Source organism: Fulvivirga imtechensis AK7, from assembly GCF_000331535.1.
Classification (GTDB): Bacteria; Bacteroidota; Bacteroidia; order Cytophagales; family Cyclobacteriaceae; genus Fulvivirga; species Fulvivirga imtechensis.
The window spans coordinates 14,481-35,933 of record NZ_AMZN01000052.1; the positions used below are offsets into that span (position 1 = coordinate 14,481).

The 21,453-nt window shown below is 42.3% G+C and carries 16 protein-coding genes; 3 read left to right on the forward strand and 13 right to left on the reverse strand.

Annotation, left to right across the window (positions count from 1 at the left end; all coding sequences use genetic code 11):
* Window positions 1-38 precede the first annotated feature (38 nt).
* The 8 genes from C900_RS15775 to C900_RS15810 all read right to left on the reverse strand — a co-directional run bounded on the left by C900_RS15775 (window position 39) and on the right by C900_RS15810 (window position 15,163).
* The gene (locus C900_RS15775; RefSeq protein ID WP_009581036.1) at window positions 39-452 is read right to left on the reverse strand and encodes a VOC family protein; all 414 of its coding nucleotides are present in this window, start codon (window positions 450-452) and stop codon (window positions 39-41) included.
* A gap of 92 nt (window positions 453-544) precedes the next feature.
* The gene (locus C900_RS15780; RefSeq protein WP_009581037.1) at window positions 545-982 is read right to left on the reverse strand and encodes a helix-turn-helix domain-containing protein; all 438 of its coding nucleotides are present in this window, start codon (window positions 980-982) and stop codon (window positions 545-547) included.
* A gap of 9 nt (window positions 983-991) precedes the next feature.
* Window positions 992-1,549 carry a DinB family protein gene (locus C900_RS15785; RefSeq protein WP_009581038.1) on the reverse strand — a complete coding sequence of 186 codons (558 nt, stop codon included), beginning with the start codon at window positions 1,547-1,549 and terminating at the stop codon, window positions 992-994.
* A 311-nt stretch (window positions 1,550-1,860) separates the two neighbouring features.
* Complete coding sequence (dnaE, locus tag C900_RS15790) at window positions 1,861-6,090, reverse strand: DNA polymerase III subunit alpha (RefSeq protein WP_009581040.1); 4,230 nt, start codon at window positions 6,088-6,090, stop codon at window positions 1,861-1,863.
* Window positions 6,091-7,428: 1,338 nt separating this feature from the next.
* Window positions 7,429-10,299, reverse strand: a complete 2,871-nt coding sequence (locus C900_RS15795) for a TonB-dependent receptor (protein ID WP_009581042.1) — start codon at window positions 10,297-10,299, stop codon at window positions 7,429-7,431.
* 60 nt (window positions 10,300-10,359) lie between these two features.
* A complete protein-coding gene (locus tag C900_RS15800; RefSeq protein ID WP_245558446.1) occupies window positions 10,360-13,527 on the reverse strand; it encodes a TonB-dependent receptor in 3,168 nt (1,055 codons plus the stop codon).
* A 9-nt stretch (window positions 13,528-13,536) separates the two neighbouring features.
* On the reverse strand, window positions 13,537-14,538 hold the full coding sequence (locus tag C900_RS15805) for a FecR family protein (RefSeq protein WP_009581044.1): 1,002 nt from the start codon (window positions 14,536-14,538) through the stop codon (window positions 13,537-13,539).
* Window positions 14,539-14,611: 73 nt separating this feature from the next.
* Window positions 14,612-15,163 carry an RNA polymerase sigma factor gene (locus C900_RS15810; protein ID WP_009581045.1) on the reverse strand — a complete coding sequence of 184 codons (552 nt, stop codon included), beginning with the start codon at window positions 15,161-15,163 and terminating at the stop codon, window positions 14,612-14,614.
* A 362-nt stretch (window positions 15,164-15,525) separates the two neighbouring features.
* On the opposite strand from C900_RS15810, the gene C900_RS15815 reads away from it, so the two are divergent.
* Together C900_RS15815 and C900_RS15820 are read left to right on the forward strand one after the other, a co-directional pair.
* Window positions 15,526-15,912, forward strand: a complete 387-nt coding sequence (locus C900_RS15815) for a hypothetical protein (RefSeq protein ID WP_009581046.1) — start codon at window positions 15,526-15,528, stop codon at window positions 15,910-15,912.
* 368 nt (window positions 15,913-16,280) lie between these two features.
* Window positions 16,281-17,126: an endonuclease/exonuclease/phosphatase family protein gene (locus tag C900_RS15820; protein WP_009581048.1), complete on the forward strand. Its 846-nt coding sequence runs from the start codon at window positions 16,281-16,283 to the stop codon at window positions 17,124-17,126.
* Between the two features lie 29 nt (window positions 17,127-17,155).
* Here the strand turns inward: C900_RS15820 and C900_RS15825 are convergent, their stop codons facing one another.
* Entirely contained in the window at window positions 17,156-17,809 is a 654-nt protein-coding gene (locus C900_RS15825) for a hypothetical protein (protein WP_009581049.1), read from the reverse strand.
* A gap of 147 nt (window positions 17,810-17,956) precedes the next feature.
* Here C900_RS15825 and C900_RS15830 point away from each other — a divergent pair, with 147 nt between their 5' ends.
* Complete coding sequence (locus C900_RS15830) at window positions 17,957-18,973, forward strand: sodium:calcium antiporter (RefSeq protein WP_009581050.1); 1,017 nt, start codon at window positions 17,957-17,959, stop codon at window positions 18,971-18,973.
* Between the two features lie 22 nt (window positions 18,974-18,995).
* Here the strand turns inward: C900_RS15830 and C900_RS15835 are convergent, their stop codons facing one another.
* The 4 genes from C900_RS15835 to C900_RS15850 all read right to left on the reverse strand — a co-directional run bounded on the left by C900_RS15835 (window position 18,996) and on the right by C900_RS15850 (window position 21,452).
* Entirely contained in the window at window positions 18,996-19,589 is a 594-nt protein-coding gene (locus C900_RS15835; protein ID WP_009581052.1) for an ureidoglycolate lyase, read from the reverse strand.
* 144 nt (window positions 19,590-19,733) lie between these two features.
* A complete protein-coding gene (locus C900_RS15840) occupies window positions 19,734-20,288 on the reverse strand; it encodes a Uma2 family endonuclease (protein ID WP_040496912.1) in 555 nt (184 codons plus the stop codon).
* Between the two features lie 79 nt (window positions 20,289-20,367).
* A complete protein-coding gene (gene rsmG / locus C900_RS15845) occupies window positions 20,368-21,000 on the reverse strand; it encodes a 16S rRNA (guanine(527)-N(7))-methyltransferase RsmG (RefSeq protein WP_009581056.1) in 633 nt (210 codons plus the stop codon).
* Window positions 20,997-21,452, reverse strand: coding sequence for a GNAT family N-acetyltransferase (locus C900_RS15850; protein ID WP_157494053.1), 456 nt, complete (start codon window positions 21,450-21,452; stop codon window positions 20,997-20,999). Before C900_RS15850 ends, rsmG begins: the two co-directional genes overlap by 4 nt.
* Window position 21,453: the final 1 nt, after the last annotated feature.

A 21,453-nucleotide genomic window follows, 5' to 3' on the forward strand; every position in this document is an offset into this window, starting at 1 on the left:
CTGTCAACAGGGAGGATCTTGTTAATATTCTTTTACTATTAACCTGCCTTTTGACCAAGGGAAAACCAATTGCCCGAATCATCTTTGAACAAAGCCTCTATACCATAAAATTCCTGTTTAGGAGGTTTGCTAAATTCCACTCCTTTGGCCTTTAGCTCTTCATAAGTAGCGTAAATATCTTTACACTCAAATACTCCAAAGCCGAATGTTCCATTTTTTACCAGTTTACGCATCTGTTCTGCCGTTTCTTTAGTAAACATCATTCCTTCTGTAATGGGCATTAATGTAATTTCGAGATCAGGCTGATCGGGAGGGCATACCGTTAGCCAGCGCATTCCCTCACCCATTGGAGCATCGGTATGCACTTTGAAGCCGAGTTTGTTGACATAAAAATCATAAGCACTGTCCTGGTTCAAAACATAGATGCTGACATGAGACAATTTTGAGATCATAGGATTTTAATTTTAGTTCATTATCAGCACCAAAGGACGGCAGATAAGTTGGCAATGGTTTCTTCAAAATTGCTCTTTTTTCAACCAACAAATTAGTGATCGGTATACCAGCCTTTTTTCTTTGCGAAACAGCCGGGAATGAATTGCAGGGGTTGGCTTCTAATTTGACTTTTTAACTTTTGTTGCTGTCTCATATATTCTGAGGGAGTGATACCTGTCAGGCGCTTAAAAAGTCCGCTAAATGAGCTTAAGCTTTCAAATCCTACCAAATAGCATGTTTCTGAAACGGGAATGCCAGAGGTTAGCAACAGTTGGGCTTTTTCTATTCTAACTCTTTTCAGATACTGATGGGGGGTTTCTCCATAGATTTTTTTAAACTGCCTGATGAAGTGAAATTTTGATAGGTGAGCCTCACCTGATACGTTGTTTAAGTCAATATCAGCAGCATAATGGCTGTCTATGAACAGTTTGGCCTGAACGACACGTCTGTACAGATAAATTCGGGGATATGTTTTTAAATCCTCTGGCATAAGCGGATTTTAAGCTTTACTCCGAATTATTGAATCGTGGTTGAGCAGTGTCAGTACCTCTTTAGCCTGGTTCAAATGTCTCTTTTCGTGATTAACGATAATGTCAAAGGCGGTGGATAATTTATAGACTATCACCTTACTGGCTGGTGATGAAATGCTTGTTTTTAAAAATGGGCCGCTGCTAGTGATCAGTTTTTTCAGTTCATCCTGGTGCACTTCGAATTTTCTAAGAATATCGTCTGAGAGATTGCTTTTTTGAGGTTCCCAGATATTAAAGGTTTTCATCCTTTTGCTGCGGTCTGGTTGTACACCTTTTAGCACAAGGTTTCCGAAAAAGTCGGTGAGGAAACCGAGCTTGCCTATCCAGGGCGACTTATATTCATTGCTTTGTAGTTTTTTCAGGATCGGGAAGTACGACTCGTTGGTTATAATCAGGTGCTGAATATTTTGTGCTATGCTCCAGGTGTTGCCATCCGGCTTCCAGTTTAATTCATCACCGGAAAGATGCTCGAATTCAGAAATGAAGGCATTTGTGGTTTTGTCTATATCGGTTATCCAGGTATTCATAGTCACTATAACAAATACATGTTCTAATTTACTTCTAACAATCGTAATCTACTGTTATAAACCTCAGTTTAATAATGATTAAGTTGGATATCTAAAATTTTCTTACTAAAATCATAAAATTTTTAATTATACGATCATGAAAAAAGACACATTTATTGCTCTAACAAAATTTCAAATGCAATGTCTAAAAGGAGGAAATGAAGAGCTGGCTAGAACTGGTGAAACAGGACAGAAGAAGACTTCGTTTACACCGAAGTTGGGCAACTAACAATCAATGGGGCTGTTTTAAAATAGCCCATTGAGCCCTACATTTATACCAGCACCTTACACTTCAATTCGGGCATTTTTTTTATTTCCTCCAGCATTTTATTGCTGGGGTTGACCTTATACTTCCGTGACATCAGCTCTACGGCAATATTTTCCTGTGTGTCAATCAGGTTCATATGGAGGGCACACTCACCTTTATGCTCCTGACAGATCTGCTCTATGTGATTGATCAGGGATTCAGTCATTTCTTCCAGGTTGACATTCACCATGATCCCCTTGGTTTTTTTATCCCTGAGGTCATTTAGCAGTTCAATACTGTGGATCTTGAATTCCAGCTCATTGTTGCCCCACTTTCGCTCAGCCACACGTCCCTGAAGGTAGAGGAACCATCCCTGCATCAGGTATTCTTTGAACTTAAGGTAATCATCACCAAACAGGAAAAAGGTAAAGTTGCCGTTGTAGTCTTCCATAGTGAGGGTGCCGAATGGCTTTCCATTTTTTGTGGTGCGGTGTGCATAACCTGACACCACACCTGCTACACGCACTTCCTTACCCTGCAGCGGAGGAAGATCATTCAACTGGTTGAGTTCCGTATTGCAGAAGCTGTCAATTTCAAACCTGAAGTCATCCAGTGGGTGGCCCGAAATATACAGCCCGACCACATCGCGTTCAATATTCAGTTTTTCTATCTCTCCGAAAGGTTCCATATGAGGGATCTTCGGACGCGGAGTTTCGACACCTGTATCACCACCAAACAGACTGGCCTGAGAGCTTTCTGCCTCCATCTGCATTTTGTTGGCGTATTTGATCACCTTCTCGATCAGTGTCTGGTCATTTTCCGGTGCATGGAGGTATTGCCTGCGGTGAAACTCTTCGAAACAATCGAAAGCTCCCGACATGGCCAGACATTCAAAGGTCTTTTTGTTAACAGTCCTTAAGTTCACCCGCTCGGCAAAATCAAAGACATCTTTGTAGTGGCCATGCTTTTCCCTTTCCTCAATAATTGCTTCTACGGCAGCTTCACCACTACCTTTGATAGCCCCTAGTCCGAAGCGGATCTCTCCTTCTTTGTTTACAGCAAAGTTTACAGCGGATTCATTGATGTGAGGGCCAAGTACTTTAATACCCAGGCTACGACATTCTTCCATAAAGAAGGTCACTTTTTCAATGTTGCTCTGATTGTGGGTAAGCACTGCTGCCATATACTCGGCAGGATAATGGGCTTTTAGGTAGGCCGTTTGATAAGCTACCAGCGAATAGCAGGTAGAGTGCGACTTGTTGAAGGCATATGCGGCAAAGGCCTCCCAGTCCTTCCATACCTTGTTAAGCACGTCAGGATCATGACCCCGTTCTTTTCCTCCCTCAATGAATTTTGGCTTCAGTTTTTCCAGGAGGGCGAAGATCTTCTTACCCATGGCTTTACGCAAAACATCGGCATCACCTTTGGAAAACCCTGCCAGCTTCTGCGACAGCAACATCACTTGCTCCTGGTATACCGTAATACCGTAGGTTTCCGCCAGGTATTCTTCCATATCCTGGATGTCATAGGTAATGGGCTCCTCGCCATGCTTACGGGCAATGAAGTTAGGGATGTATTCCATTGGCCCCGGTCGGTAGAGGGCGTTCATGGCTATCAGGTCTTCAAATTTATCCGGTTTCAGCGCTCTCAGGTGCTTCTGCATACCGGGCGACTCAAACTGGAATGTTCCGTTGGTTTCCCCTCTCTGGTAAAGTTGGTAGGTTAGTTCATCGTCAAGTGGTATGGTATCTATATCTATTTCCACACCGTGCCGGGCCTTTACATTGGCAATGGCAGATTTGATGATAGTGAGCGTCTTCAGGCCCAGGAAGTCCATCTTCAACATGCCGGCACTCTCCACCACGCTGTTATCAAATTGTGTGATCAGCATCTCGGAATCCCTGGCAGTAGAAACCGGTATGAACTTGGTCAGGTCGTCAGGGGTAATGATCACCCCACAGGCATGTGTTCCGGTGTTTCGTACCGATCCTTCCAGAATTTTAGCCTGCTTGAGTACCCTGGCTTTGAGGTCTGATCCCCTTCTCAGGTCGTCAAGTTCTTTTACCTCTTTAAAGGCCTTATCCAATGAGGTACCTGGTCGTTCAGGTACCAGCTTGGCCAGATCGTTAGCTTCCATCAGGGGGAGTTCCATCACCCTGGCGGCATCTCGTATAGAAGATTTGGCGGCCATGGTGCCATAGGTAATGATCTGCGCTACCTGTTGCTTGCCGTATTTGTTAATTACATATTGAATTACCTTATCCCGGCCTTCATCGTCAAAGTCAATATCAATATCGGGCAGTGATACCCTGTCAGGGTTCAGGAAACGCTCAAACAGGAGATCGTACGCTATCGGGTCAACGTTTGTGATCCCGATGCAGTAGGCTACGGCCGAACCTGCAGCAGAACCCCGGCCTGGCCCTACAGATACACCCATCTCTCTGGCTTTCCCTGTAAAATCCTGCACGATAAGGAAGTAGCCCGGATATCCGGTATTTTTTATGGTCTCCAGTTCAAAATCAAGCCTTTCCCTGATCTCATCGGTAATCTCAGGATATCGTTTTCTTGCGCCCTCATACGTCAGGTGTCTGAGATATGCATTTTCTCCTCTTTTGCCTCCATCTTTTTCATCCTCAGGGTCTTTAAACTCTTCGGGAATGTTAAATGCAGGAAGCAGAACATCGCGATCAAGCTTGTAAGTCTCGATCTTGTCGATCAGTTCGGTGAGGTTTTCAATGGCTTCCGGGATATCACTAAAGAGCGTTTTCATCTCTTCCTGCGACTTGAAATAATATTCATCGTTGGGGAAGCCAAAGCGAAATCCTCTGCCACGACCGATAGGAGTAGATTTCATTTCCCCCTCCTTCACGCATAGCAGTACATCGTGCGCTTCTGCATCCTCCCGGTCGATATAATACACATCGTTGGCAGCGATTACTTTTACGTGATACTTTTTGGCGAAATCAAGTAGTACCTCATTCACGCGGTTTTCTTCCTCCAAGTTATGACGAAGGAGTTCTACATAAAAATCTTCTTTGAAAATTTCCAGGTACCACTGAAAGGCCTCTTCGGCCTGGTGCTCACCCACATTGAGGATAAGAAAAGGTATCTCGCTGTACAACCCTCCTGTCAGGGCTATTACATCCTGCGAATATTGCTTGATAAGGTCCTTGTCAATACGCGGATAGATGCCGTAGAGGCCCTCCATATAGGCCAGAGAGCTGAGTTTGGCCAGGTTGTGATATCCATTTTTGTTTTTGGCGATCAGTACCTGGTTATATCTTTTGTCAGGATTGTCTTTGGTGAACTTCAGTTTGAGTCTTTCCTCGGCTACATAAAATTCGCATCCAACAATAGGTTTTATCTCGTTGTTGAGCGCCTCCCTAACGAACTTAAAAGCCCCGAACATGTTTCCCAGGTCCGTGATGCCGATAGCAGGCATATTGTACTCTTTAGCCTTGGCAACCAATCCTTTGATATCCGGTACGGCCTGTAGTACCGAGTACTGCGAATGCACATGTAGGTGAGCAAAAGGGAGGTCGATCTTTCTTGCGGCTTCCTTGTCACCACCGAAATCGGCAGGGCCTTTTTTAACAACCTTGGCGAAGTTGGCTTCTGCCAGTTTGGGAGCTTCGTAGGCGATTTCCTCAATGGCTGTTCCATCCAGTGGCGCAACCACTTTTTGAGTAAGCAAACCGAAGAAACATTTTGCAGTAGCGTTTACGTCATAAGCAGCATCGTGTGCATCGTCAAATTTTACACCAAACAACTTTTCATGTAACTCAATAAGCTTCGGAGCCTTGAGTTTTCCACCCACACCACCTTGCAACTGGCAAAATTCTGTTGATGCCTCAGCAGTATCTATTTTTTGCATCTCCAGCAGCCCATGTCCCTGGTCGCTCTTGCCAATCCTAACATATTCGGTTCCTACTATGCGGTTATCAAAGTCAATATTGTGACCAATTACTGCCTGAGCGCCTTGCAGATCTTTGCCGAATATCTCTAATACCTCCGCCAGGTCATGGCCTTCTTCCAAAGCACGTTTGGTAGAGATACCGTGTACTTTTTCAGAGTTATAAGGAATGGTAAAGCCATCAGGTTTAACAATAAAATTCTGAGCGGAAAGCAGCTTTCCATTGGCATCATGCAACTGCCAGGCAATTTGAACCAGCCTGGGCCAGTTTTCCAGATCGGTGATAGGTGCGCTATAATTATGAGGTAGACCGGTGGTTTCGGTATCAAAAATTAAATACATACAGGTGTGCGTAGTGGTTGAAAAAGACTCACAAAACTAATCTTTAAATATCGGAAAAGTAAAGCAGAACATGTGAAAATATGAGAGGGAATTTGAAGAACCGGATCAGTAGTCTTTACCATGCTTTTGCCAAGGAATGAAAACATTGATCTGGAGTGAGATTTAGTGCTTTCCTAAGCCTTCAAGGACTAGGAAAGCTTATTCCGGCACTTACCGGACCTTAAAGCTTTACCAAACTTTGGAAGCTTAGTAAAGCACCCCTGAAGTTAATATTGGAGTTTGTTGGTGCAGCAAAACACCAACAAGCTGAGAGAATTGAAACATTGATCTGCCTATACTGCAACTCAACTGCCAGGAAGGCAACTGATCGGGTTGAAGTTTCAAACCGGATCTACTTACTGTACCTTGGTATCATTAAAGCCAACTATAGACAACGAAAAGATCCTCCCAGGCCAGGTCCCGGGAGGATCTTTTGTTTTATACACCCAAAGGGTTGTTGGTGAAAACACCAACAAAAGGGTAGCCAAAGAATGAAACATTGATCTGGAGTGAGATTTGGTGCTTTCCTAAGCCTTCAAGGACTAGGAAGGCTTATTCCGGCACTTACCGGACCTTAAAGCTTTACCAAACTTTGGAAGCTTAGTAAAGCACCCCTGAAGTTAACATTGGAGCTTGTTGGTGCAGCAAAACACCAACAAGCTGAGAGAATTGAAACATTGATCTGCATATACTGCAACTCGCCTGCCTGGAAGGTGACTGGTCGTGTTGAGGTTTCAACCGAGGTTTGCCTGCCGTATCTTAGCTATCAATTAAAGCCAACTATAGACAACGAAAGAATCCTCCCGGGCAAGGTCTCAGGAGGATTTTTTTGTTTTATGCCCTGCGGGTTTTGTTGGTGCAAAATACCAAAAGAGTGTGGAGTTAAGTATAGTGCTTTCCTAAGCCTTTAAGGACTAGGAAAGCTTATTTTGGCGATTGCCGGGCTTTAATGCATTACCCACCTTTGGAAGGTCAGCAAAGCATCCGGAAGTTTTTTAATTTGGACTTTGTTAGTGCAAAATACCAACAAATTGGAGATCCAGTGTTGAGTTAAGTGTACTGTGCCGTATAAGTTGCAGTTATTTTTTGTTCCAGGCAACGCAAAAAATATGAGCATCCCGAAAGCTTTAAAGCTTTCAGGACGTAAGTATTTTTTAAGGCGGTATGGGACAAAAAGAACAAAGCTTGGTATGGCTAAAGTATGCTTAACTCAACACTACATTACTTCAACTCGCTCGCTATAGAAAAAAAGCTGCTCATTATTGAGCAGCTTTTTAAAATTCATAGTAGATATATTATCTAGAACCTCACGTTCACCGCCAGGCTAAACATTCTCCCAAGTTGGCTAAAGTGATAGCCATCATAGGTCATTTGAGAGTAACGTTGATTAAATGTTATAAGATTAGATGGAGTATTAACTACATCATAAGTGCCATTTAAAATATTACGCCCGGTTTCTGTCACTTCGACAAATTTCCATTCAGGTAGTACATCCAACACATTATTTACATTGAATGAAAATGTGATTTTATCTGTGGCGTTATACTGAACAGCAAAATCGGTTACAATCCTGGGCTCAAATTCAGTTCTTAAATCAGACTTCCCATCAACGATTAAGCCATTCGATATATTGTTAGGATCATTTTCGTCAAAACCGATGACGGTATACTCTAAGTCCTGTAAGCCTTGTTGAGCAAATTCAGTTTTTCCAAAGTAAGTGTTGTTAACGGAGAAGCCGAATTTTCCTATATCGTAATTCATGCCGACAATCCATTTGGTTTTTGGTCTTGAAGTGAAGAATAATGCTTCCTGTGTTTCGTTGACAACAGATTGTTCTGCATCAGCAACAATCTTCGGGTTATTAACTGCTCCGTCCCTTTGATTTTCTATTGTGTAATTTCCAGAAATATTGAAAGATAGAGAACCATTTCCTAGTTGTATGTTGCGATAACTGGCCACGACATCAACACCGGATGTACGGGTGTCTAAAGCATTGACAAAAAAGCTTACGTCTGAGAGATTATTTTCATTCAATACATCATCTAATGTTGTATTGCCGGCACTTGTTCGGCCAATTTCAGTACTCAGTACAATACGATCTTCAACAGCGATATTATAATAATCAACTGTTATGTTAAAATTTGAAGATGGTTGGGCTCCAAGACCAACGGTGAAGTTAGTTGATTTTTCAGCATCAAGTTGCGGTATCCCGAGTAGTTTTGCTTGGGGGGAAACGTTATTAACCAGTCCTCCCACTTGAATACCCTCACCTGGCACGAAACTATATTGAGCCTTCTGAGTATATATTTGGTGTAATGTTGGAGCTCGAAAACCGGTTGACAATGAGCCTCTTATGGTCAATTTGTCATCCAAGAACTTATATCTGGAGCTCACTTTCCATACGAACGCATTTCCAAAATCACTGTAGTTTTCAAGACGCATAGTACCATTGATGAGGAAGTCAGGAGTTATGTCAAAGGCTAAATCTACATAACCACCAAAGTTGTACCTGTTAAATTTGCCTGAATTTTCAGGACGATTACCAGCAAATGAGTCTGCTCCGCCACCATCATAAGATGCCAGTTCTCCTTCAATAACTTCAAAAGTTTCAGATCTAAATTCTGAACCAAATGCTATTCCGATTTGATCGGTAATTATCCTGGAAATATCAATATTTCCTACCGAATGTGAAAAACGTGTGCCTCCGGGATCAAAAGAGATGGGGCTATTTTCACGATACAAAGGAGCAAAGGTTATCTCTCCAGGGTCTACCTGATGGTTTCCATCTGCATCATCCCATATAGGACCTGAGGATACATCATTTCCATTGTGCGAATTTCTAACTGTATAAGTCTGCTGATTTCCTCCAGTTGTAAAACTAATATCATAAGTCCAGTTGTTTTTGCTGGACTTGAAGCCAACTGTGGCGTTATAATCGTTGAGGTCTCCATCGAAGGTAGGTACATACCCTACATAAGTTCCGTTAGGACCATTAGGAAAAAAATCGGCTAGGTATGGATAAGCAGCTTCTGTTCTCCAATAGGGCGTTCGGTAGTTAGCAAAGCTGTTGACCTTTTTATAAATGTAGGCAGCGTTAAAGTATAGATTAGTCGTTTCGCTAAGATCCAGACCACTGTTTATAGCAAATTTAGCAGCAGTAGTTTCTGGCGAGCCGTTGATGTTTCCTGCATCTGGCTTGAGTGTAAGAAAGGTTTGTACATCTTCTATGTTAGCACCAAAATCGGCTGCCTCACCTGCTGCGTCCACAGTACCAGGTCTATTAGCAAGGTTTACTTTCGAAAGATCGATGGTGTAATTGATGAATCCTTTTCCCTGGCCAAGCGAACTGCCGTTGTTAAGAGAAACTCCTATCATCTCGCCATCTCCTTCAGAAGTAATACCGGACCTTAGTGTTACCGAGCCTTCTTCAGCATCATCTTTCAGTATAATATTCATTACACCGGCTATGGCATCGGAGCCGTACTGCGCTGATGCTCCGTCTCTAAGGATTTCTACCCTTTTTATAGCGTCTGTTGGTATACTCGAAATATCAGCTCCTGTTTCACCACGCCCGGGTGAAGTTTGGGTGTAAAGCAGTGAACTGAGGTTTTTACGCTTGCCATTGATCAGTATTAAGGTTCTGCTGGGCCCCATGTTCCTAATCTCGTAAGGGTCTAGCAATGAAGTCGCATCATTCACAGGAGTTTGTACCGTGTTGAATGATGGTACCCGGTATTGCAGGGCCTTGTCAAACGAGTTCTGTCCGGTAGAGGTCAGTTCGTCAGCCTGAAGCATATCTACAGGAAGGGGAGTATCCGTTGATGATCGCGGGGCGCCACGCGAACCAACGATAACGATATCCTGTAGTGTCAGGTGATCTTCCTCAAGCTTTACGTTCCAGGTTTTGCTTTCACCGGCAGCAAGCGTCATTTCCTGGGTTTGCGTAGCGTAGCCTATATAGCTGACAGAGATATTATAGGTGCCTGGTGAAAGGTTCAGTGAGTATTTTCCTTCTACATCAGTAGTAGTTCCCACTCCGGAACCGGCAACAATCGATGCGCCTATTACCGGTCCGTCAGCACTGGTAATAGTGCCCGTGATCATTTGCGCACTCACCCACCCAGGCAGGGCGAAGAGCAACATTAATAAAATAGTAAGTTGTTTTTTCATAAGTGTGTGTGTTAGGGTTTAATAAAAGTTGTGCTTTAGTTAGTCATATTTAAAAATGGTTTAGTTAAAGGTGAAATTGAATCTGGCGAAGTAGAAGCCACCATTGAATCCGAACTGGGTAACCCTCCGCGAGTAAACGAAGCGTTCATTGCTCCTGAACTCTTTTCTGTTTTCATCAGGGTAGATGTCAAACAGGTTATTTGCACCCACAGTCAGATTCAAATGCGAGGTGAAGTCATAGCCCAGGCTGAGGTCTGTCACTACCTTGGCCTCAAATTTTTGGTCTATATAGTTACCATCAGCATCTTTATTGTCAGTACGGGCCCAGACTTCTCCAAAACGAACATTGGTCAGGTTTACATGGACTTTCTTAAATCTGTAGCTTAATGATAAGTTGATCTTTGATTGAGGCAGGGCATCTTCAAACCGGTTTCTTTCCTCACGGTTAAAAAACTGATCGGGGGCTCCCATTAGAGTCTGTGGTATGTGAATATCTACTACCTCGGTGCTGGTGAAGTTACCTGCCAGAGAGGATTTCAACGTGCCGGCCCCGATTGATTTTTTGTGAGTAAGGATAAAATCAATACCCTTGGTTTCGGTGTCAATGGCATTAACAAAAAATGTAGCTGATCCCGCGTTGGCCTGAGCAAGAATTGCTGCTATTTCATCGCTGCTACTGGAGCTGAAAGAGCCCGTGAGCACTACCCGGTCATAAACTTTTACGAGGTACCCATCGAGGGTGAAATCCAGGTTTTCCATCAGGCTCCATGTGGTACCCGCACTAATATTCAGTGAGCTTTCATTTGTGAGGTTGGGGATACCGAATAGCTTAGCTATGCGTGAATCATTTCTAAATGTGCCTATTTCATTAGGCACGTTTACCCCTTCTGCATTCAGAAAGAACAGGGTGGATGTGCTGTTGTAATAACGCTGGGGCAGGGAAGGTGCCCTGAAGCCGGTACTTACAGCCGCCCGTAGTGCCAGCGCCTCTGTTACTGCCAAGCGGGCTGCTGCTTTCCAGTTAAAGGTGTTTCCAAAATCGCTGTAGTTTTCATACCTGACGGCAGCGTCAACGAAGAAGTTCTCACTGAAGTTGAACTCGATATCTGTATAAAGGGCAATATTGGAACGTGTTTCTGTCAACTCATTGCCCGGCTGCAAACCAGGGAAAACCTGTGCGCCTCCGGGTCTGTTATAGAAGATATTTTCCTGGTTGAAGCCGTTGCTAAAAGGAGTGCCATCATTAAGCGTGTCAATAACATCTACGTTGCCATAGTTTCGGTAAGAGCCTTCTTCCCCGGCAAAAATTTCATATGTATCCACACGGTATTCGGAACCAAAGGCTAGGTTTATACCTGAAAGGGCGTATTCAAAATACCTGCTGAAGTCCAGGTTGGTAGTGTTTTGCGAGAACCTGAAGCCCCCGGCATTAAAAGAGGTGGGCGTGCTGTTGCCTCGTGAGGCATTGAGGCTGTTCGTAACCAGGTATGTGAAATGATTGGTGCCATAGGTATTGCTCAGGTCTATATTCCATTGTCCGATATCTCCTCTTAAACCACCGGTAATTGCACCGTCAAAAATAACAGTATTGATCTCGGGTAAAAAGCCGTTAGGATAAACGGTAGTGAGGGTACGATCCTGATTAGGTAACCTGTAAAAACCCGTTGCCAGACCGTTACGCGAGTTAAGACTTCCAAAGATGTAAAGTTCTTTATTGTTATCAATTTCAAAAGAGGAATTCAGCATCAAAGCTGTATTAATGGCTTCAGATTGGCCGACTTTCATAGTGAAGGCCCTTCTTCCTCCATTTTGGTTGATCAGGGCTTCTTCCTCTTGTGCTGTCAGGTTGTTGGTAATGGCATTGGCAGCATTTATGGCATCGGCCTCCTCTTGTGTCAGCCGCTGGCCCAGGTCAAATGGACTGAAATCGCCCGCTTCATAAAGTTCGGAATAAAGACCTTTAACAGGATTGCCATCAGCATCAGTAGGGTGCGTAGTCTTAAAAACAGTGTCGTCCCATTTGCCTGCTCTGTCAGTTCTGCCTCTGTGTTGGTATTGTCCGGTGAGGTTGATGAACCCCTTTTCGCCTATATTAAAACCGTAATTAACGTTAAACTGTGCAGTCTTACCATCTTCCTCGTAAGTCTGGCCGGCAGTCCCCGAAAAATAGAGCTGGTTGACATTGTCTTTCAATACTATATTAATAACACCTGCAATGGCATCAGAGCCATATTGTGCAGCCGCACCGTCCCGCAATACTTCTATCCGTTTGATAGCGGCTGCAGGGATAGTGTTGAGATCAGTGCCAACGGAACCACGACCAACAGAACCATTTACATTGACCAGGGCTGAGGTATGTCTCCGTTTTCCATTGATCAACACCAGCACGTGATCTACACTCAATCCTCGCACGGAAGCAGGATCTACATGGTCGGTGCCATCTGCTATAGTCTGGCGATTAGAAGAAAAGGACGGGGCCACATAATTTAATATTTGAGCTACTTCCACCTGTGGGGCTTCTTTTACAATTTCATCCACTGAGATCACATCCACAGGAACGGGTGTCTCAAGTACGGTTCTGTTCATATTTCTGCTTCCTACCACCACTACTTCCTGAAGGCGGGCTTCATCCAGTTGTAGGTAGACATAAACTGCACTTCTGTCTCCCACCGCGATTTCCTGCATCTTGTAACCGATATGGCTAACCACAAGTATCGCTTCATCGGGAATGGCTAACGTCAACTGGCCTGAGAGGTCGGTAGTACCCCCTGTGGTGGTACCCCTTATCAAGACACTTGCACCGGGAAGGGGATGATTTTTTTCATCGAAAACGGTTACGGTGACAAGTTTGTTAAGCATATCCACTTCAACAGGGTCATCATGTCGGTCCCTGTATCTTAACTTATTTACACTGATATCCTGATTGATTTGTCTGAATTTTAACCGGGCAGCCCTGGAAATATCACCCAGGATCTCTGCTATGGATGTATGTGAATAGCTTTTAGTGAGGTAAATGTCCGTACGAAGGTCATCATCACAATAATGGAACCTGAACTCTGTTTTATTTTCTATTTTTTTGAATGTTTCCTTCAGGCTTGAATTTTTCAAGTGCAGGTCGATATAAACATCTTTTACACTCTTTGCCTGAAATGGCTTATCGTTGGCAAGTACATTGGTTACCATTATCATTAAAGCCACTAGAAGAACTACCGTGTAAGACCTGTTCATAGGTGATATTTAATTATCCTGACGTATGATCATCACTTTTTTACCCTGAATGAGATATTCAAAGTCTAATGCATAGCTCATATTGTCCAGTACATGGGTAAGACTGGCATTTTCAAAGCGACCTGTATATTTTCTGTTGAGATCAAACTTTCCTGTAATCTCGAATTCTACATCATACCATAGTTCAAGAGTGTTGATGATCTGTTTTATAGAAGTTTGTTTGAAATAAAGTACCCCTTCTTTCCATAGGAGGTCTTTGTTCTGATCAAAAACAGTTTTCATTGCTGTACGTGTAACAGTGTTCACCTCCAGCGCTTCTCCGGGGCTGAGCACAAATGTTTTCTCTACACCGGTATCATCCTTTTGAGGAATAACTATAACCTTACCGCTCGCCAGTGATACTTTGCATACCTGATCCCGGGCGTTGATATTAAATGAAGTGCCCAGGGCTGTAGTGGTGGTGCCATTGGCGATCACAGAAAAAGGGCGTGTTTTGTCTTTTGCCACCTCAAAAAAAGCTTCTCCCTCCAGCGTAATGACCCTGCTGGAATCGGTGAAGGTCTTTAAATAGGATATCTTACTTCCTGAGTTAAGAGTTACCTTAGAGCCATCGCTAAGCTGAATAGTCGATTTCATGCCGGCAGGTGTGCTTTTTACCACCATCTCAGGAACGACCGGGCCAGGAATATTGGCTGATTGCCTTTGTATGAAATAAAAAGTAAACATTAACACCAAAGAGATGCAAGCAGCATACAACCACGGCTTTATGGAATAATGTTTGGCATCAGCGGCAGGCAGATACACCTCCTTTTTGATGTTCTTATACAGTTGGTCAGAATTAATGCCGGGAGCCGGGTCCGCAGCCGAAGCTTCCAGCCAGGCTTCATCAGCCAATTCATCCAGCCATTGGTCAGCGTCATCAGCGGCTAATAATTTTAAAGCTTCTTTTTGTTCTTCTTCAGAACAAGATCCTTCCAGGTACCTTTTGAGCAGGTCTTTGTTCGATTTCATTCAATAATGTTTTGCGCCTTTTATATATATTACCTTGAGGCGCGTTATTTACTCACACTATTGAATAAAAAAATTATTTTTCTTTAAAATCGGGTCCCATAAAGTCTCGCAGTTCTTTTGTAGCCCTGTAGAGTTGATTTTCTACCGTTCGCTTAGAAATATTTAGTTTTTCCGCAATTTCTTCATTGCTTAAGCCCTGCTGTTTGCTGAGCATAAATATTTGTTTACGGCCAGGGGAGAGCTGGTCCAGCCCTTTATTGGCCTGATCCAGCAGATTGGTGAAAATGATATAATCCTCGGTTTGTTGATGGAAGTGGGATTGTGAATTTTGCTGATTGGCGAGGTACTCATCCTCAAGGATCTTTCTTTTTACTTTTTTGAGTACTACCCGTTTTGTAATGGTAAATAAATAGGCAGGGAGAGAGAGTTCTTCGTTAAGGGTAGCCTTGTTTTTCCACACTATGATGAATACTTCCTGTATAATACCCTCTGCATCTTCATGGCTTTGACCCATTTTTCTACTGAAATGGTAGAGCTTTCGGTGGTATTTGTCAAATAACATACGAAAGGCGGATTCATTACCTTTTTTCAATGACCTGACTATTTTTTCATCGGGTAAGAACATATGTTGCTGTTTCTGACATCTTTAACTTTACAATTTAGAATATTCATAGCACATTAGTACGGCTATTTTCTGATTTTTAATTTCAGATCTAAAACTTTGAAATTTTCCTAACAGATCATGCTTCATTGAGAAATACTTTTTAAACTTTGCTATGATTTGTTACAGCATTTCGTGTAAGTATTTTTAATGAATTGGCAAAAAATAACTGATCATGTATTGCAATTAACTTGTTCTTTCATTTTTATTTCAGTGGGTGAGTGATAGCTTCACGTACTTTTACTGGTGAAATAGTATTTGTTAATCATGATCATTTTGATTTTTTTTATAATTCGTTCCTATGTTAAATTTTTTGTTTGTGGTTTATGGCTTCTTGTATCGTAATCAAGTACAATGAATTAAATATTGTCTATACAGACATATCCGGGGCTTCACCCGAAGAATCCATTGAGGTGTTTGATCGCAATCAACAAATTATCTCACAAATGCCGTTGAAATCGGTGTACTCACTTGTGAATGCCGCTGATGCCCGCTTTAATTCCAATCTGATTCAAAAGATCAAGGAAACTGTAAAAAGGAACAATCCACATTCAAAAGCTACGGCAGTTTGTGGGTTGAATGCGCTGTCGCGGCTGATGGTGAACTCTATCATTGCCTTTACCGGCCGTCAGATGAAACTGGTAGATACTGCTGAGGAAGGGAAGGAGTGGCTGTATAAAAAATACAAGGAATCTTTGCTGGTGCCGTCTTGAAGCTAGTCTGCTATGACAGGGCGCATGTGTTTGAAACAATAGATGATTATAGCTACTGTTTGAAAGTAGCAGGTATTTGAGTCGAAATTAATAAAGGTCATTCAACTCTTCTCTTGAGGTTTGATTATTAGAATAGGCTATAACATCTCTCTTGGCAGAAATAAGTTTTTTTGCTGCTTCAATAATTTGTTGCTTATTTAGGTGCTTTCTAGCCATCTGGTATACTATTGCTACAGATATACAAAACATTTTTTAAAATAGGTTGTTCGGCAGCAAGTGCTTATAGCTTCACAGGGTTGTTATCGTAAAATTTATTTTCAATATATAAAAAACTGTTGTTAATTGTGGTGCCACTAGCCCTATTAGATATGACCAAGCTTGTAGTATTTGTATTAGGATTAATGATTGCTTCAACATTTACCAATGCACAAACCCCGATAAAGGTGATGACTTTCAATATTCGTTATGATAGCCAGACCGACTATGAGCAGGGAAACGGATGGAAGCAGCGAAGGGACAATATAGTGCGGTTGATCAGGCATTACGATCCGGATCTTCTGGGGCTTCAGGAAGCGGAGAAGCACCAACTGGATTTTTTATTGGAGCAGCTTCAGGTTTATGACTACATAGGTATTTCCAGGGATAACAAAGTGGATCAGGGGGAGTATTCCGCTATTTTATATAGAAAGGATCGCTTTAAGTTGGGAGAAAACAGTACTTTTTGGCTTTCGGAAACACCTGAAACACCCTCAAAGGGCTGGGATGCCAATCTACCGAGAATTGTTACCTGGGGGGAATTTGATGATAAGAAGAACAACAAGGTTTTCTACTTCTTTAACACGCATTTTGACCACATTGGAGTGAAGGCACGAGAAAATAGTGCTCAACTAGTGGTGAAAAAAATAGGGGAAATTGCCGGACCGGCTCCCGTTATTCTTTCAGGTGATTTCAATGCCACCCCTGAAGCGCCACCATATGCAATATTAACTGAGAAACTTAAGGATGCAAAGGTGGCTTCTGCCCATCCGGTTTATGGGCCTGATGGAACATTCAGCGGCTTTGAGTTATCGTCTCCCGAAAAATTTCCTCGTATTGACTACATGTTTGTTCGCAAACTAAAAGTGCAGGATTATGAAACAATAGCCGATTTCTTCAATGATAAATTCGCATCGGATCACCTGCCCATAGTTATGGTTGTGGATTTACAGGAATAACGCGGGATATTTATTTACAGAGGGGCTTACTACAGAGTTTCATTACTTTCTATTTCTGCCTGAATGGCTTCCACTTCTTCCGGAGATATGTATAACCGGTCGATTTTCTCTTTATAGGCATCTGTTAGGTCTTCCTGGTAAAGAATAAACTTCTTTGTTTCTATGATCTCATCAGCGAGCCCGTGCCGTATGGCATAGACATCGGCTTTGCGCTCGGCTTTTCTAAGAAAGGGTTTTGAGGTAACATACCTGAAGCCAAAGCCGATCATCTGAAAAGCACTTCTGTCGAGATAATCCATGATATGTCCCAGTTCATGGGCTATCCAGCCTACAATGATCTCTGTCGGCACATTCTCAATGGCCTTTATAGTATCATTGAGCACCAAATTCCGGCTTATTTTTATTTTATAGGTTCTTTTAAGCCTGTTCTTGAACAATGTACGTACGCGGGGCTGAGCCTGCATTACATTGTTTTTGATATTGTTTTTCACCACGAAGTCTATAGCCGTATATTTTAACTCCGGAAAATAAGATAACGCCTTTTTTATTTCTTTCTCAAGTATCCTGGGGATGTGCTTATTGTTGAACTCAACCGCCTCAGAGATTTTTCCCTGGGAAAAAGTTATGGATGGCAGGATAAACAGGAATAAAAAGAAAACGTATTTCTTGAGAAGTTGTAGCAAAATTTATTGATTATTTATAAATGAATGAGATCAATACTTAAAAAGTAACCTGATGATCCAGGCTTAACTACTAAAATAAGGAATTTGAGGTTTTATGTCAACCTCAAACAATTTTATCGATGAGCAAGTTAGGACTGTAAAAGCTTTATGAGTCTTATTTTGAGTATTGTAGTTTTTGCAGCTTCAGCCATTGTTATAGCTTTTGCAGGAACCAGGCTGGCCCGGGCTGCCGATGAGTTGGCAGACCTTACCGGTTGGGGTGAAGCAGTGTTTGGTGCAGTTTTTTTGGGAGGTACTACTTCTTTGCCGGGCATCATTACTTCTGTAGTGGCAGCTTACCAGGATCATCCCCAATTGGCGATCAGCAATGCCATAGGAGGGATTGCCGCGCAAACGGTGTTTTTGGTTGTTGCGGATATATCATACCCAAAAATAAACCTTGAGCATGCTGCAGCCTCCTTAGCCAACCTGATGCAGGGGCTTTTGCTGATCGGGTTGCTCGCTATAGTCCTGGTAGGTATTTCCGGTCCCGAGATTTCTGTATTTAATGTCAATCCGCTTTCTATTCTGTTAGTGGTACTCTATATAGCTGGAACAAGGATGATTGCCAAAGCAAGAAATAGGCCCATGTGGAGGCCGAGAGAGACAAAGGCTACTGTTAAAGATGAGCAAGATCAGGAAAGCATAAAAAGGTTAAATAAGAAAAAGGTGATAGTGAAGTTTGCGATCCTGGCTATAGCAGTTGCAGTGTGTGGCTACACTATCGCTAAATCGGGTATTGTCATAGCTGGTAAAACAGGCTTGTCTGAAAGTTTTGTCGGAGCATTTTTTACAGCAGTAGCCACATCATTGCCTGAGTTAATTGTATCTATTGCTGCAGTTCGTCAAAAGGCGCTTACTCTGGCGGTGGGAAACATAATAGGAGGTAACACTTTTGATGTACTGTTTGTGGCCTTTGCAGATGTAGCTTATACCAAAGGCAGTATATTACATGCCATTGCAAATGAGCAGGTTTACATCATAGGGCTCACTATACTTATGACCAGCACTCTAATTCTGGGGCTATTGCACCGGGAAGAAAAAGGAATTGGCAAAATCGGATGGGAAAGTTTTATGATCATTTTGCTGTATCTGGCCGGCAATGCATTCCTGTTCTTTTTATGAAACTCAACGGCAGGAATTATCACTAACAAAATTGTTCCTTGATTTTTTGCAGGGGTATGACAAACAGTGTATTTAGTTTCTTTGAAAAATTGAAGCCCATGTTAGTCGTTGTGCCATTTATTTGATGATAGAAGCTGGCTCTTTCAGTTAATGGAATTATACCGTTACACCAAACCGAAGGGTGAAGGTACACTCCCATTCCGCCAGTTATATAAAATGCCGTAAAGTCTTCGGGGTAAACATTGTCTCCTTTGGCCAGGGGTAGAACGTAATCTTCCCCTCTGAGAGGATAAAAGAGCTGATGAGCATTTCCGGGGCTAAAAGCTTCCCACATGTATATCTTGTCTCTGCTTAATGGCGACCCATCAGCCTCAAACAATGATGCTCCGGTCTGAAGTACCTTACCTGTTGTTTCATTTTCGCTATAAAACAGATTTCCCTTCCACCAATAATTGAAAACACTACTGTCTTTGTCGTCACCACCAGGCTCTGGCAAATCCTCAAAATGATCTATCAATACACCATATTCCCTAAGGGTATCAACTGTAGCCGCAACTACCGGGCATTCGTATAGTTTAAGCTTTTTTGTAGAGGCAGTCCGTTGAAAATCAATCATATGCTGAATTTAAAGGGACATGTAATTAGGAAAAAAACCGGGCTAATTCAAATAAAATGGTGTTACGGTTTTGTGAAGTTTATTTTACGGAATTCTTAATTGATTTGATGTGATGAAGGCAAGCTCTATGGTATGCGAGAAACGTTAAGCACCTAATAAAGATCTTACATTGACCTTATGATCAAAGCATGAGATGTCGTCATCCGGTTGAAATATCTCAATCTTCTTATACACATTTTTGGAGGGCGAACGGTGTATTTCAATTTCCTGCTTTTCAAGATTAACAAGCCAGAATTCGGGGACCCCGGCTGACGCGTAAAGAGGAAGCTTGATTTGACGGTCATAAGGGAGGGAAGAATCAGCTACCTCAACTAATATAAAAATGTCGTCTGGTCCAGGGTGTGATTCTGAATAATAATTGTCTGATGGCTTTAATATGGTAACGTCCGGTTCAGGCTGATTAAGATCATTGAGCAAAACAGGACTTTGTACCCGGATTATCGCTCTATCTTTAATGAGTGATTTTAGAACATTGTTTATCCGATCTACAACGGCTGCATGTTTACTTCCTACAGGCGACATCTCAATTATTTCTCCATGAATTAATTCGACCTTATCATTTTCGGTAAGGATACCTACCTCCGCCATACGATAATATTCCTCCACAGTAATTGGTCTTCTCGCTAAATGTACTGACATGGGTAAATAATTTAGTTATCTAAGGTACTGAATATACTGCTAAAAAGAAAACGATGGGGCACCACTAATGGTTTGTTATTTAAGGAATAACAGGCACATAAACCACCTTTTTTGTCTCAAAAAAATCTTCTTCAAAATAGGCTGCAAGGTCGTACAATTGATATTTCTTTTTAGCTTCTTTCAGTTCGTCTTGAAGGTCTCCGCCTTTTAAATAAAGAATGCCGTTAGGCAGGTCGTTGAATGACTCTCTTCTGAATTTATTTTTTACCCACTGGTAGAATGGTTTCAAGCGCGTAACAGCCCGGCTGACAACAAAGTCATACTGGTCCTCAACCTGCTCGGCACGGGTTTGTTCTGCTGTCAGGTTCTTCAGTGCGAGGGCCTCACTTACATTTTGCACTACCTTTATTTTCTTGCCGATAGAGTCGACCAGGTGAAAATTTACCTCGGGAAACATAATGGCCAGGGGAATACCGGGAAAGCCGCCACCTGTTCCAACATCCAGTACCTTTGTTTCGGACTTGAACTGCATAACCTTGGCTATACCTAATGAATGCAATATATGCCGGACATAAAGTTCATCAATATCTTTCCTGGATATGACATTGATCTGATTATTCCAATTGCGATATAGGTCGAATAAGGCAGTGTACTGAGATTTTTGCTCTGCGGACAGGTCGGGAAAATATCTAAAAATAATATCAGAATTCATTGAATGCTTTTTTCCAGAAGAATGCGATGTTCCCGAATATCTTCTCTTTCTTCTATTTTAAGAATGTTAAAACCATTTTTAAGCGCAAATATGAGCATAGGTTTAAACATATTCCTTGTCTTCAGGTGTATAAATTTGTAACCTTTTGATTTTGCCCATTTTTCCTGTGCTGTAGCCAGTGCATGGGCTATGCCGGCTTGCCTGTATTCCGGCAAAATGCCTCCGAACCAGCTATAGAAATAATCTTTGTTCATTTCATATCCCAGCTTGAAGCCTGCATCTTTGCCTTTGCAAACTGCTTTTAGAGCCAGAAAAGGGACCTCTTTTAATCGCTTTTCATATTCCTGGCGACCATAAGGGTCGTGAAACTCAGGTATCTGATGTGATATGCTAATGATATCGTCAATAGTAGCTTCTGAAATCTCGAATTCCATAGGAGTATGATTCTCCATG

Coding starts and splice junctions, on each gene's coding strand:
- C900_RS15775 (WP_009581036.1), bottom strand. CDS start 452: ATGATCTCAAAATTGTCTCATGTCAGCATCTATGTTTTGAACCAGGAC.
- C900_RS15850 (WP_157494053.1), bottom strand. CDS start 21,452: ATGGAGAATCATACTCCTATGGAATTCGAGATTTCAGAAGCTACTATT.
- C900_RS15840 (WP_040496912.1), bottom strand. CDS start 20,288: ATGTCAGTACATTTAGCGAGAAGACCAATTACTGTGGAGGAATATTAT.
- C900_RS15815 (WP_009581046.1), top strand. CDS start 15,526: ATGGCTTCTTGTATCGTAATCAAGTACAATGAATTAAATATTGTCTAT.
- C900_RS15780 (WP_009581037.1), bottom strand. CDS start 982: ATGCCAGAGGATTTAAAAACATATCCCCGAATTTATCTGTACAGACGT.
- C900_RS15805 (WP_009581044.1), bottom strand. CDS start 14,538: ATGAAATCGAACAAAGACCTGCTCAAAAGGTACCTGGAAGGATCTTGT.
- rsmG (WP_009581056.1), bottom strand. CDS start 21,000: ATGAATTCTGATATTATTTTTAGATATTTTCCCGACCTGTCCGCAGAG.
- C900_RS15835 (WP_009581052.1), bottom strand. CDS start 19,589: ATGATTGATTTTCAACGGACTGCCTCTACAAAAAAGCTTAAACTATAC.
- C900_RS15830 (WP_009581050.1), top strand. CDS start 17,957: ATGAGTCTTATTTTGAGTATTGTAGTTTTTGCAGCTTCAGCCATTGTT.
- C900_RS15795 (WP_009581042.1), bottom strand. CDS start 10,299: ATGAAAAAACAACTTACTATTTTATTAATGTTGCTCTTCGCCCTGCCT.
- C900_RS15810 (WP_009581045.1), bottom strand. CDS start 15,163: ATGTTCTTACCCGATGAAAAAATAGTCAGGTCATTGAAAAAAGGTAAT.
- C900_RS15785 (WP_009581038.1), bottom strand. CDS start 1,549: ATGAATACCTGGATAACCGATATAGACAAAACCACAAATGCCTTCATT.
- dnaE (WP_009581040.1), bottom strand. CDS start 6,090: ATGTATTTAATTTTTGATACCGAAACCACCGGTCTACCTCATAATTAT.
- C900_RS15820 (WP_009581048.1), top strand. CDS start 16,281: ATGACCAAGCTTGTAGTATTTGTATTAGGATTAATGATTGCTTCAACA.
- C900_RS15800 (WP_245558446.1), bottom strand. CDS start 13,527: ATGAACAGGTCTTACACGGTAGTTCTTCTAGTGGCTTTAATGATAATG.